Below are 12,746 nucleotides of genomic sequence, written 5' to 3' on the forward strand. Positions count from 1 at the left end.
AATAATTATGATGAATAATTGTATGCTCAAAGTCAGGAGACTTTGCGCAGCGGGAAAAAGCTCATCATTTTATATATTCATCAGCAAGTAATTATGTAAACGGCAAAGGATTATTAGAAATTGAACTGGCTGATAATCCTATAATTGATGTAACAAAAAAGAACGAGTTTTGGAAATATAATAATTATGATGAATAATTGTATGCTCAAAGTCAGGAGACTTTGCGCAGCGGGATTTATATTATTGGTATAGAAAGGTTCTCGATACATTTTTCTTCCGCTTTACTACGAAAAAACTTGAACTGACGAGAGATTGCTTCGCTTTGCTCGCAATGACAGATTAATTCAAAAACTCAGAGGCAGGGATTCTGACACAATATTCACTGCCTAGAAATAAAGGATTGCCGTGTTTCTCGGACCAGAAGCCATCTAAGGTATTGGGGTTGATGAATCGATAGACTGCTACGCCTTTGTAAACTTTGCCTTCATCGCCTTCATAGTTGAAATTGATGACCAAGATATCATCTTTGAAGAAACCGGTTCCTTTCTGGATATGATCACCGATAGTCCATTTTGCTACAATTCGGTTGTTTTCATCAAGGTTTAGGGTTAGTACACCGTGATAACTGATTCCGTTCCCGTCTTGATTGCCACCTTCCACAGCGTAATTGCCCACCAAGTCTTGTATTGTCATTGTTTCGTCTTAAGTGCAACAAATTTATAAAATCTTAACGAGTCTTTTTTATAGGCTAACCTCATTGATGCTGAGTTGTTCCATTAGTTTCTGAAGATTCTCAATGTCCTTTAAAACCTTTTGATAAGAAGCTTTCGCATAATCTGCAAAATTGGCTTTGGAAGATGATTGTTGGTCTTCTGTGTCGAACGCGTTATTGATTTGTGGATTCTCTACAATATCGTCTTTGTAATTTTCTAAGCATTCTTTGATAGCGCGTTTTTTCTTTTTGCAAGTGATATTCTTCTTCAGTTTTTTTAAAGAACTTAGCATATACGGATTGTCATTGTAAGGCGTACTGAAACCAGCATCAGTGTTGTCTTCGTGGTAAACAAGATAGCGAATATCATTATTAGGCTTGAGGTGGTTTTTATCAAATATCATATTGCAGAAGGTATTAGAGTTAAATCAAAAAGAACATTATATTTAATTTCTAATATCAATTTTAAGACCAATAGATTACAGAGAAGTCGCTTCCGGAACTGTGTAATAGTTATCAAAACTTGTATAGACTCTGGTTTTCTTCACTTCGCCATTTTCGTAAATCTCAACTTTGGTGGTAGTTACAGACTTTTTATCAATATAACGGACTTCATCTAGCTGTTCTTTTCTGTTGTAGGATTCAGTTTTGACATTTCTGCCGTCTTCCATATAATGAACGCTGTTTAATTTGCCATTGTCTCTGTATCTGTAACTTTTAGAATTGTAGAAATTTCCTTGTTTGTAGACTTGACCTTCATAAGTATATTCGGAATCGTAGCGCCCTTCCATAAACAACTTTTCTTCGTTATCATAGATGTAGTAATATGCACCGTCAATTGGAGCTTTCAATTCATAAATCGTAATAGGTTCAGGTCTTTGTCCGGGATTGCCAGACATCACTTCTTTCTGAAGAAAAACTTTAGAATCATTTTGTGAAACCCAAAGTGTATCAATGATTTTTGAATTCGGTTGGTAATGAACTTTTGAGATGATGATATTCTTCTGCTCTGTTCCTTTTGTATCGCAGCTCATCAGAATCAGTATCAAGAAAAAGGGTAGAAGTAGAGTTTTCATTTTAGTTTTTTTAGAATTAATTTTGATCTTCAATCTGTATATGATTATTGTTAATCAGATGCTTGTTTTGTTTTAGATATTCAACTTCTTTGGAATCGCTTTTATGACAAATTATTTTAGATATTAAGGTTTTATCCTGATAAAGATAAACAGAGCATCTTCTGAAACGTCCAATATCCACACGTTTGATTTATAAAACAAATGATTGCTGGAATGACTTTTCCTCTAACAAAGAAAGAAACGAAAGGTAGAAGAATGGCTAATAACATTGATTTATTTTATAATTAAAGTAAAACTACTGATTAATTAATAAAACAAAAAAGTCGAAAGAATATTCCTCCGACTAAAGAAAAAAAATGAAAATATATGTGATCATTATTTATAATCAATAAAAAGGCGTTTGGTCTTAAAAAATAATAATTTAATCCATTATTAACTTTTAAAACAATATTTTAAGTTAAATTGAGTTTATAATTTATCTGTCTGTTAAATGCTAAAATCGTTTTGCTTTTGCGTATCAATTTTCTGTTTTTTTAAAATTGCAGCGCAAAATAATTTGAGCTATTCTAATGACATTTATAGCGGGATTAATTCAGCCACTTTATCTCCAACTCAGCCGTTTCTCAATTCAAATCCTTGGGATATTAATCTAATGTCTGCTGATGTTTTTCTACAGAATGATTATGCTTATATTTCTAAACAAAGCCTTCTGGGATTGACAAAGTCCAAGATTCAAACGGCTAATCCAAAGGAGAATATTACTGGAGAAAACACAGCCAATGTTCTGGATTTTTACAATAAAGATAATGCTAATCTTTTGCTGTTGACAGACGTTATGGGACCTTCGTTTTCTATGACAACCCATATCAAGGAGAAGAAGTATGTTTTTGGATTGTTCAGTAGACTTAGAACTCAAGCTTCTGTTTTAGATTTTGATAATTATCTCCGTTTTGGGAACGAAAGAATCCCTCAACCAAACGAATATCTCATGCATCCTTTTGCAACACAAGTTATGAATTGGAACGAGATAGGTCTCAACGCAGCAACAAGCATCTTTCCTTATTCAGGAAAAAAATGGATTTTTGGACTTAATTTGAAATATGAAATTGGTTTAGACGCTGCTAACATCGTGAATCACGATAATATGTTATTGACTACCACAAATGCTGGACAAAACCCTAACAAAAAAAACATCTACGCTTCCAATTATAATCTTACAGCAAGTTATGTTACCAATTATAATTTTGAAACCGACCGCTACGAATATAAACAAAACGGTTCGGGAATAGGGCTAGACCTTGGAATTACAATGTTGGATCAAGATCCAAGAGAAGATGAATATGATTCTAAGTTTTCCTTCAATGTTTTGGATTTGGGATATGTGAATTTCAAGAATGGAATCAACCATCAGTTTGTGAACGGAAATACAGTTAAGCTTCAGAATAATCCAAATTTAGATGATGTAGAATTTGAAAGTCCTGAACAATATCTGAAACTACTAAGCCAAGAAGCTTATGGCGATGAGAACAAATCGTTTGCCGGCAATGGTTTCAAAATCGGATTACCAACAAGCATTAATATCAATTATAGTCAAAGAGTTAAAGAACATCATTTTATCAATGTCAATTGGATCCAGCGTGTTCCGGTTTTTGAAAATTCTTTGAAACGAAATAATATCCTTAATGCCAATTATTCTATTCAGAAAGAAGCAATTGGTTATGGCGTTTCTACCACTTTGTCAGAATATAATAATCTTCAATTCGGAGGTTATGTGAGACTTGGACCTTTGATTTTGGGAAGTGAGAATGCTTTTCCACTTTTATTCAAACATAAAAAACTACACGCTGCGAATGTCTATTTGGCAATCAAACTTTATCCGTTTTGGGATAATGCTTTCAAACGCCATAGAAGAGAACAATGTGATTGTGAGAAGTAGAGCTTATGCAAACTCAATTATTTTTTTAATTTTATCTAAGAGACTATACTTGTAATTAGTGTAATTGATAAAGAAGTCAGATTGCCAAAGTTTGGTTTTTTCTGCTTGTTTATTATTGGGGAAATGCCAATCTGTATAGATTCTGAAACCTCGTTTTCCTGTTTTGATTTTGCTTGATATTAAGTTTTCTTTTTCTAAAACTGTTTTTGGAAAGATGAAAAATCCAGAATGATGATTTTCTTCGACAGCAATAATGTAGAAATCGAAGTTGTCATTAATATCAAAAGGAATGGTTTTTCCTTCAGCGTTTCTTTTCCATAAAGTTACAAATTGCCCCATCTTTTTAGGTGTCAGCTTAGATTTCCTAAACTTGAAATTGATTTGATTAATTTTAAAATTAAAACCAAAGTACTCTTCGCATTCAGAATCTTGAGTAATTTCTGAGAATGGCAAATCAAAGTGTTTTTGTAATACTTTTTCTACTTTTTCTATTTCCTTATTCATTGATAATATTCTTATTGAGCATTAGACTTATAAAAAAAAACTTTGTCAAAGTTCTGGACTCTGACAAAGTTAATTTCTTAAACTAATTAAAAGATTACTTTACAATCTTCATCTCGTTCAATAGCCATTTTGCATCCGCATATTTATCGATTACGAAAAGAATATATTTGGTATCAACCATAATATTTCTACATAATTTAGGATCATAATTGATATCACTCATTGTGCCTTCCCATTGTCTATCGAAGTTAAGCCCGATGAGGTTTCCATAAGCATCTAGGGCAGGACTTCCTGAGTTTCCACCAGTTGTGTGGTTGGTTGCTGTAAAGTTAACCGGAACGTCGCCAGATTTATCTTTGTAGATTCCGTAATCTTTGGTATTGTAAAGATTGATTAATTTTTTGGGTAGATCAAATTCATAATCTCCCGGAATATATTTTTCCAACACACCAGCAAGATGCGTCTGATAACCATAATTAACAGCGTCTCTTGGATTAGAACCTTTTACTTTTCCATAAGTCACACGAAGCGTAGAATTGGCATCTGGAAAGAATTTTCTGTCTTTATCCGTTTCCATTTGCTGAGCCATAAACAGCTTCTGTAATGCATCTATTTCGGTTTGATAAGATGTCACCTTCTCATGAGTCGTTTTCACATAAGTTCCCTTGATAGAGGCATAAAGCTGAACAATGGGATCGTTTTTAAGAGCTTGAATTAAAGCATTTTGATCTGCAAAAACTTTATTGATGTCAGAATAAACTGTAGCACCATTCACTTTTCCGCTTCCCATTACTACAGAATTTTTCGCCCAATTTTCTAAAGTTGCAACATTTTGATTCACATCTTTATATTTCTCAAAACCTGCTGGTAAAAATTGTTGAGGGGTTTTGTTGGCGTAAAGTGCAACTACTTTTGCTGTCACTTTAGCATCCAAACCACTTTCATAATCTTTGTACATCTCAGTCAATCTAGATTTCAGTTGATCCAAAGATTTCTGAGAAGATGTACCGTTTTCCACAGCTTCTACATAACTCCCAAATAAACTTCCGAGAGCCAATGTTTCTGAATTTCTAGGTAACTCGCTGTAGTAAGCTCTGTTCAATGCGTAAGGCGCTTGCTCGTTGTAAAGTTTGTTTAATCCATCAATGGTTGTTTTGATGGCTGGATTTTTTGAAATCAAAGATTGTTCATATTGTTGTTTCTTTCCAACAGCATTAGACTTTTTAAGACCTTCGATTTCGCCTTGCCATTTTTTCCAAGCATTGGATATTCTTGCATATTTAGAAGCATATTTGATTCTTGTCGCATTGTCCACTCTCATTTTTTCATCAAGAGTTTTCAATGTCACATCACGCACAGAAATCATCGCTGGATCAATCTCTGTCATGATTTTCTCAACCGCTACTGCGGGAAGATATTCGGTTGTTCTTCCTGGGAATCCAAAAACAAAAGTGAAGTCGTCTTCTTTTTTATCCTTGATAGAAATTGGCAAGAAATGTTTTGGTGTGTAAGGAATATTATCTTTGGAATATTCTGCAGGCTTGTTGTTTTTATCAGCATAAATTCTGAACATAGAGAAATCGCCTGTGTGTCTTGGCCAAACCCAGTTGTCTGTATCAGAACCATATTTTCCAATGGCCTGAGGCGGAGCACCAACCAAACGAATATCTTTGTAAGTTTCTATGACATAAGCATAATACTTATTACCATAATACATTGATCTTACAGAGATTTTCTGATAGCTTTCTGGTTTTTGAGAAGCAATGTATGCCTCTGTGTTTTGTTTGATTTTAGCATCCAAATCTTTTCCAGTCAAACCTGCTGTTCCTGCAAGAATGTCTTTAGTTACTTCTTTAATATCTGTGATAAAATCTACAGTTACGCCAGGATTTGGTAATTCTCCATTCATATCCTTTGCCCAGAATCCGTTGGTTAAAAGATCATTTTCTACAGTAGAATGAGATTGGATATTATCATAACCACAATGATGATTGGTTAGTAAAAGTCCGCTAGGAGAGATAACCTCAGCAGTACAACCACCATCAAACTGAACAACCGCATCTTTGATACTTGCTTTTTCAGGATTGAAAATATCTTTTGCAGAAATCTTCATTCCCAGTTCTTTCATTTCTTTTTCATTGACTTCTGTCGGAATCCACATTCCTCCGTATTGCTGAGCAAATGTCATCATCGTAGACAAAGCAAAAGCTGATAAGAGAATTTTTTTCATTTATAAATTTTAAGAGGCACTAATTTAAATAAAATTTTAAGAATGGAGTAAATTAGATTTTAGCATCAAAACAAAAAAAAGCTGTCTCTTTTTATTGCTAAGATTTATAATATTTAATATTAGCAGGTTATTACGAATCGCTACAGCAAAGTTTAGGTTCTTACGGACTGACAAGCTTTACGTTAAAAATAGTTTTATATTTATTGTAACCAATCAAAAGTAACAATCCTCAATTTTTTGTGACTAATAAAATGTTGCGTAAATTACGCCCCCAAAATAAAAATTAAGAAAAATTAAAAGTATAGTATGAAGAAAATTTTTATTTCAGTTTCACTATTATTTATGATGAATGCTATGGCACAGAAATTTGAAACACAATCTGCTACAGATAAACAAGGTTATACTTACGAAACCATAAAAAATGATCAATCAGGTGTTAGAGTTTACACCCTGAAAAACGGACTGAAAGTCTATCTCGCTAAAAATGATGATGCTCCAAGAATCCAAACTTATATCCCTGTAAGAACGGGTTCTAATAACGATCCTAGTGATAATACAGGATTAGCGCATTATCTGGAACACATGGTTTTCAAAGGAACTTCACATTTAGGAACCAGCGATTGGGCAAAAGAAAAAACATTACTAGCTCAGATTTCCGATTTATACGAGCAGCACAAAGCAGAAAAAGATCCTGCAAAGAAAAAAGCATTATACAAGAAAATAGATGAAGTCTCTCAGGAAGCTTCCAAATATGCGATTGCTAACGAGTACGACAAAGCGATTTCTTCTCTTGGTGCAACAGGAACCAATGCCCACACATGGTTAGACGAAACAGTTTATAAAAACAATATACCATCCAACGAATTGGAGAAATGGCTTAAAGTAGAACACGAGCGTTTCTCCGAATTGGTTTTGAGATTGTTCCATACAGAATTGGAAGCAGTTTATGAAGAGTACAATCGTGCTCAGGATAACGACGGAAGATTGGTGAATTATGCCATGATGGAAGCGCTTTTCCCAAAGCATCCAAATGGTCAGCAAACGACAATCGGTACTTCGGAGCATTTGAAAAGTCCCTCTATGGTAGCGATTCACAAGTATTTTGATACTTACTATGTGCCTAATAATATGGCGGTAGTTTTGGTTGGAGATTTGGATTTTGATAAAACGATCAAAATGGTAGATCAATACTTTGGAACGTTCAAGTACAAAGAATTGCCAATGAAGAAAATGGTTTCCGAAGAGCCAATGACAAGTATCGTTTCCAGAACCGTAAAAAGCCCTTCTACACCAAGAATGACAATGGCGTGGAGAACAGATTCTAACGGAACTCAGGAAGCTAGATTAGCAGATGTTGTCGCTGAAATATTAAGTAACAGCGGAGACGCAGGTTTAATTGACCTTAATATTAATCAAAAACAAAAAACACTTGGTGCAGGTGCTTACGAATCGCCTTTTAAAACTTATGGTGCTTTTGTTTTAAGCGTTGTTCCAAAAGATGGACAAAGCTTTGATGAGGCTAAGAAATTGTTATTAGACCAAATTGAATTGGTTAAAAAAGGACAATTCCCAGATTGGATGCTAAACGCAATCGTGAATGATTTGAAAGTTCAGAGAATGAAACGTTGGGAAACGGCTGACGGTTTGGCAACAACATTATATTCAACTTACATCGGGGAAAGAACTTGGGAGCAGGAATTAGATGAAGTAAACCAATACGAAGCGATCACTAAAGCGGATGTTGTGAAATTTGCTAACGATTTCTTCAAGGATAATTACGTAGTTGTTTACAAAGAAAAAGGTGTGAATGATAAATTGGTTCGTGTAGAAAACCCTGGAATCACACCAATTAAACTGAACAGAGAAGCGCAATCACCTTTCCTTAAAGATATTATTAATACAAAATCTTCTGACATCAAGCCAGAGTTTGTTGATTTCAAAACAGCAATTGCAACTTCAACGATCAAAGACAAGAAAGTAAGCTTCATTAAAAATAAATACAATGAAGTGGCTCAGGTGAACTATGTTTTCCCTTTCGGAACAGATAATGACAAAGAATTGGCACTTGGTGTAACAGTTCTACAATATCTAGGAACGGATAAATATACACCAGAACAATTGAAAGAAGAGTTCTACAAATTAGGAATTACGAATCAATTCAAAACGTCTAATGACCAAATGATTATTGCGCTTAGCGGATTGGAAAGCAATATGAAAAAAGGTGTAGAGCTATTGAATCATTGGATTAATAATGTGAAAGCAGATCAAGCAATCTATGACCAAACGGTGAATACAATCCTTGAGTCCAGAGAAGTTGCGAAGAAAGATAAGAATAGAATTATGGCGGCTTTAGCTAATTATGCTAAGTTTGGAAAAGATTCTAGATTCTCTGATGTGATTTCTAAAGATCGTTTGAAAAGCATCAACGTTTCTGAATTGATTTCTAAAATCAAAACGTTAAACGAATATCCTTACGAAGTTTTCCTTTACGGGGAAGATCAAAAAGGATTGGAAAAAGCAGTGAAGCCTTATATTGTTAATACAAAATTACAGCCTGCAACTGCGAAAGAATATGCAGAGCCTGCAACTGCCGGAAAAGTATATTTTACACCATACGATATGGTGCAAATGGAAATGTCTAAAGTGGCAAAAGCCGGCGATGTGAATGTGGCAAACTTCGGGAAAGCAAGTGTTTTCAACGAGTATTTTGGACGTGGATTGTCTTCAATCGTTTTTCAGGAAATCAGAGAAAGTAAGTCTTTGGCTTATTCAGCTTACGTTTCTTATGCTAATGCGACTGAGAAAAACCATCCGAATTATGTAACAACTTATATCGGAACTCAGGCGAACAAATTGCCTTTGGCTGTAGCTGCAATGACAGATTTGATGGCAGAACTTCCACAGATTCCGGCTCAATTCGAGAATGCAAAAGGTTCAGCGCTTAAGCAAATTGCTTCTAACAGAATCAACAGAACTGTGACTTATTACAATCAGTTATCTTTGAAAAAATTAGGAATTGATCACGATGTGAGAAAAGATATCTATGCAGAGATCCAATCTTTGACATTGCCTCAATTGACTAATTTCTACAACACCGAAATCAAACCATTGCAATACAACACAGCAATCATCGGTAAAAAAGAAAACCTGAATATGGAGTCTGTCAACAAAATGGGGGAGTTCCAAGAAGTAAGTCTTGAAGAGATTTTTGGATATTAATCTGAATTGATTTATAATAAAACCCTCTTGGAAATTTTCAAGAGGGTTTTGTTTTAGTATCCTGGATTCTGTTGCATATAAGCATAACAGTAGTTGTGCTTTGTGATATGGGTAATACTAGGCTTGGCTGCAATTGTTAGAGTTGCAACCGTTACTTCTCATCATATTTTTGTAACTTCTTCCTTCAGCTTCTTTGTACATAAGTAGGGGGAATTAGTATCTATCACTTTTCCAAAGTTCAGAACCATTGATTCCATCGTTGGTATTAAACATTATTTTGTTATTCTCAAAGAGAAGCATTGGAATTTATAATTAAAAAATACTATCATAAATCAATTATTTTCTGATATAAACAGAATACATTTGTAGTTTTAAAATTTAAACTAAAATGAAAATATTAGCATTTGCAGGAAGCAACTCTAGAGAGTCTATCAATAAAGTATTAGTAGAATACACAGCAAAACAATTTAACGGTGCAGAAGTAGAAGTTCTTGACTTGAATGATTACGAAATGCCAATCTTCAGTGTGGATAGAGAAAAACACGACGGAATCCCGACTTTAGCTTTGAGATTTGCAGAGAAAATTGATGATTCGGATTTGTTGATTATTTCTCTTGCAGAACATAACAGCACTTATTCTGTGGCTTTCAAAAATATCTTCGATTGGGTTTCCAGAATCAAAGACAGAAAACATTTTGGAGAAAAACCTGTATTCCTTTTAGCAACTGCGCCTGGTCCTGGAGGCGGGAAAAATGTTATCGCACATTTCGAGGCTAGAGCTCCTTTTAGTGGAGCAAATGTTCTACAGAGTTTTTCTTTACCTAAGTTTAAAGACTCTTTTGATATCGAAAAAGGGATTGTAGATGAAGAAAAGAATGCTGAGTTTCAGGAGAAATTGTCTGCTGTTAAGAACTTTTTTGGTTAACATTTTGGAATGTTGTGTTAAGAATGCTTAACTTTGCTACAAAGAAAAATGAAATTTAATCCGATGAAAATCCCACAACTTCATTTCCAGCAATCTATTAATTCTTGCAAAAAGAATTATACAATTGCCTCCGAACTTGTGAGCTAAAATAACGGCCGACTATCTTAATAAGATTGTCGGCTTTTTTATTGGAATAAAACTGAAAGTAAAGTTTGAAATAAATCTAATGAATTCCAAGATTCTTTCAGGTTTTCAAAAGCCTGAAAGAATCGAAAGAATCGCAATTCTGAAAATCTAAAAATGAGCAATACCTACAAATCAGCCGGCGTTGACAAAGAAGAAGGTTACAAAACCGTTGATAAAATCAAATCTGCCGTTGCAGAAACCCATAACAAAAATGTTCTGAACAATCTGGGAAGCTTCGGTGCGTTCTATGAGATTGCAGGCTATAAGAATCCGGTTTTGGTCTCTGGAACAGACGGCGTTGGGACCAAACTCAAAGTAGCTTTGGATTCCAAAAAATACGATTCTATCGGTATCGACTGTTTTGCAATGTGTGCTAACGACATCCTTTGTCACGGAGCAAAACCATTGTTTTTCTTAGATTATTTGGCTTGTGGAAAATTGGATTCAGACATCGCAGCAGAAATCGTTCTTGGAATGGTAAATGCTTGTAAGGATAACAATTGCGCTTTGATTGGTGGTGAAACTGCAGAAATGCCAGGGATGTATCAGCCGGGCGATTATGATGTTGCCGGATTTTGCGTAGGAATTGTAGAGAAAGACCAGATTATAGACGGTTCCAAAATCAGAAAAGGAAACAAAATCATTGCGATTCCAAGTTCTGGATTTCATTCCAACGGTTTTTCATTGGTGAGAAAGATTTTCCCAAATTTTGAAGAAGAATTTGAAGGAAAACCATTGTATGAGACTTTGCTTGTGCCAACAAGATTATATTACAAAGACATTCACAAAGTGTTGGAAGAAGCGCCGCTTTACGGGATTGCGCACATCACGGGAGGCGGATTGTACGAGAATGTTCCGAGAATCATTCCGGAAGGACTTTGTGCAAGTATCGATGAATCTAAAATCAAAGTTCCAACCGTGATGTTAGAACTAGAAAAACGAGGAAACATCGACAGAAAAGAGATGCACGGGACTTTCAATATGGGTGTGGGAATGGTTTTGGTAACCGATGAGAATCACGTTGACAAAATCCTTGACCTTTTGGAAGATGCTTATGTTGTTGGCGAAATAACAGAAGGAAGCGAGAAAATCGATTTAAAATTTTAGGAGCTTAATCCCGCTATCCGCTATATCTTTTTTGTTTTTTAGACGTTTTGTCATTCCGAACGAAGTGAGGAATCTAAAAAAACAAAAAAGGATGTCGCTACTATCGGGGCTAGGTAAATATTGTGATTAAAAGCTCTTTGCTAAGTAAAACGCCTTTGCGAACTTAAAAACATTGAGTATTAAAGAAAAGCTTTGCGGACTTTGCGTTTAAAAAGCATAGCATTAAAATGAAAAACTTAGTCATACTAATTTCAGGTTCAGGAACCAATCTTCAAAGAATCATTGACTGCATCAGCAACGGCGAAATCCGAAATGCAAAAGTGAATCTGGTGATTGCAGACAGAGAATGTTTCGGATTGGAAAGAGCAGAAAAACATAATATTCCGAATCAATTAATCAAAAGAGGAAAAGACTTTTCTGAGAACTTAGAAAAAGCAATTCCGGAAAATACAGATTTGATTATCTTGGCTGGTTTTCTATCCATTTTGAAACCTGAATTTTGCCAAAAATGGGAAGGTAAGATGATTAATATTCATCCAGCGTTGTTGCCAAAATTTGGAGGAAAAGGAATGTGGGGACATCACGTTCACAATGCAGTGATTGAAGCTGGAGAAAAAGAAAGTGGAGCAACCGTTCATTTTGTGACTTCAGGAATCGATGAAGGCGAGATTATTATGCAGGGTAAATTTGATGTTGAAGAAAATGATACAGCTGAAACATTAGCTCAAAAAGTACATCAGATTGAATATGATATTTTCCCAAAAGCCATTGATTTGGTTCTTAATAAATAGAATTTATTTAGTTAAAGCAAAAATGATATTTTAATTCATAAATTATTTTAATATAATGAT

Annotated in this window: 10 protein-coding genes; 5 read left to right on the plus strand and 5 right to left on the minus strand. The window is 34.7% G+C overall.

The features are described 5' to 3' along the window. Window positions 1-339 precede the first annotated feature (339 nt). The 3 genes from RTY06_RS14700 to RTY06_RS14710 form a co-directional block, all read right to left on the minus strand. Window positions 340-693 carry a hypothetical protein gene (locus RTY06_RS14700; protein ID WP_312825727.1) on the minus strand — a complete coding sequence of 118 codons (354 nt, stop codon included), beginning with the start codon at window positions 691-693 and terminating at the stop codon, window positions 340-342. 48 nt (window positions 694-741) lie between these two features. Beyond that, complete coding sequence (locus RTY06_RS14705) at window positions 742-1,116, minus strand: hypothetical protein (RefSeq protein ID WP_312825728.1); 375 nt, start codon at window positions 1,114-1,116, stop codon at window positions 742-744. A 75-nt stretch (window positions 1,117-1,191) separates the two neighbouring features. Beyond that, complete coding sequence (locus RTY06_RS14710; protein WP_312825729.1) at window positions 1,192-1,788, minus strand: hypothetical protein; 597 nt, start codon at window positions 1,786-1,788, stop codon at window positions 1,192-1,194. A 556-nt stretch (window positions 1,789-2,344) separates the two neighbouring features. Between RTY06_RS14710 and RTY06_RS14715 the strand changes: the two genes are divergently transcribed. Beyond that, window positions 2,345-3,724, plus strand: coding sequence for a hypothetical protein (locus tag RTY06_RS14715; protein WP_312825730.1), 1,380 nt, complete (start codon window positions 2,345-2,347; stop codon window positions 3,722-3,724). A 3-nt stretch (window positions 3,725-3,727) separates the two neighbouring features. Here the strand turns inward: RTY06_RS14715 and RTY06_RS14720 are convergent, their stop codons facing one another. Together RTY06_RS14720 and RTY06_RS14725 are read right to left on the minus strand one after the other, a co-directional pair. Next, window positions 3,728-4,228 (minus strand): MepB family protein, encoded by a 501-nt coding sequence (locus RTY06_RS14720; RefSeq protein WP_312825731.1) that lies wholly within the window; start codon window positions 4,226-4,228, stop codon window positions 3,728-3,730. A gap of 94 nt (window positions 4,229-4,322) precedes the next feature. Further along, window positions 4,323-6,458: a S46 family peptidase gene (locus RTY06_RS14725; protein ID WP_312825732.1), complete on the minus strand. Its 2,136-nt coding sequence runs from the start codon at window positions 6,456-6,458 to the stop codon at window positions 4,323-4,325. A gap of 306 nt (window positions 6,459-6,764) precedes the next feature. Between RTY06_RS14725 and RTY06_RS14730 the strand changes: the two genes are divergently transcribed. From RTY06_RS14730 to purN, 4 genes are all read left to right on the plus strand, one after another. Further along, entirely contained in the window at window positions 6,765-9,677 is a 2,913-nt protein-coding gene (locus RTY06_RS14730; RefSeq protein WP_312825733.1) for an insulinase family protein, read from the plus strand. Between the two features lie 388 nt (window positions 9,678-10,065). Continuing rightward, a complete protein-coding gene (locus RTY06_RS14735) occupies window positions 10,066-10,602 on the plus strand; it encodes an NAD(P)H-dependent oxidoreductase (protein WP_312825734.1) in 537 nt (178 codons plus the stop codon). Window positions 10,603-10,902: 300 nt separating this feature from the next. Further along, window positions 10,903-11,895: a phosphoribosylformylglycinamidine cyclo-ligase gene (gene purM, locus RTY06_RS14740; RefSeq protein ID WP_312825735.1), complete on the plus strand. Its 993-nt coding sequence runs from the start codon at window positions 10,903-10,905 to the stop codon at window positions 11,893-11,895. Between the two features lie 227 nt (window positions 11,896-12,122). Next, on the plus strand, window positions 12,123-12,686 hold the full coding sequence (purN, locus tag RTY06_RS14745; RefSeq protein ID WP_312825736.1) for a phosphoribosylglycinamide formyltransferase: 564 nt from the start codon (window positions 12,123-12,125) through the stop codon (window positions 12,684-12,686). Window positions 12,687-12,746: the final 60 nt, after the last annotated feature.

It is taken from the genome of Epilithonimonas sp. (genome assembly GCF_032055105.1).
Classification (GTDB): domain Bacteria; phylum Bacteroidota; class Bacteroidia; order Flavobacteriales; family Weeksellaceae; genus Epilithonimonas.

Excerpts from the sequence above, each read along its gene's own strand:
- RTY06_RS14700 (WP_312825727.1), bottom strand. The coding sequence starts at position 693 with ATGACAATACAAGACTTGGTGGGCAATTACGCTGTGGAAGGTGGCAAT.
- RTY06_RS14705 (WP_312825728.1), bottom strand. The coding sequence starts at position 1,116 with ATGATATTTGATAAAAACCACCTCAAGCCTAATAATGATATTCGCTAT.
- RTY06_RS14710 (WP_312825729.1), bottom strand. The coding sequence starts at position 1,788 with ATGAAAACTCTACTTCTACCCTTTTTCTTGATACTGATTCTGATGAGC.
- RTY06_RS14720 (WP_312825731.1), bottom strand. The coding sequence starts at position 4,228 with ATGAATAAGGAAATAGAAAAAGTAGAAAAAGTATTACAAAAACACTTT.
- RTY06_RS14725 (WP_312825732.1), bottom strand. The coding sequence starts at position 6,458 with ATGAAAAAAATTCTCTTATCAGCTTTTGCTTTGTCTACGATGATGACA.
- RTY06_RS14730 (WP_312825733.1), top strand. The coding sequence starts at position 6,765 with ATGAAGAAAATTTTTATTTCAGTTTCACTATTATTTATGATGAATGCT.
- RTY06_RS14735 (WP_312825734.1), top strand. The coding sequence starts at position 10,066 with ATGAAAATATTAGCATTTGCAGGAAGCAACTCTAGAGAGTCTATCAAT.
- purM (WP_312825735.1), top strand. The coding sequence starts at position 10,903 with ATGAGCAATACCTACAAATCAGCCGGCGTTGACAAAGAAGAAGGTTAC.
- purN (WP_312825736.1), top strand. The coding sequence starts at position 12,123 with ATGAAAAACTTAGTCATACTAATTTCAGGTTCAGGAACCAATCTTCAA.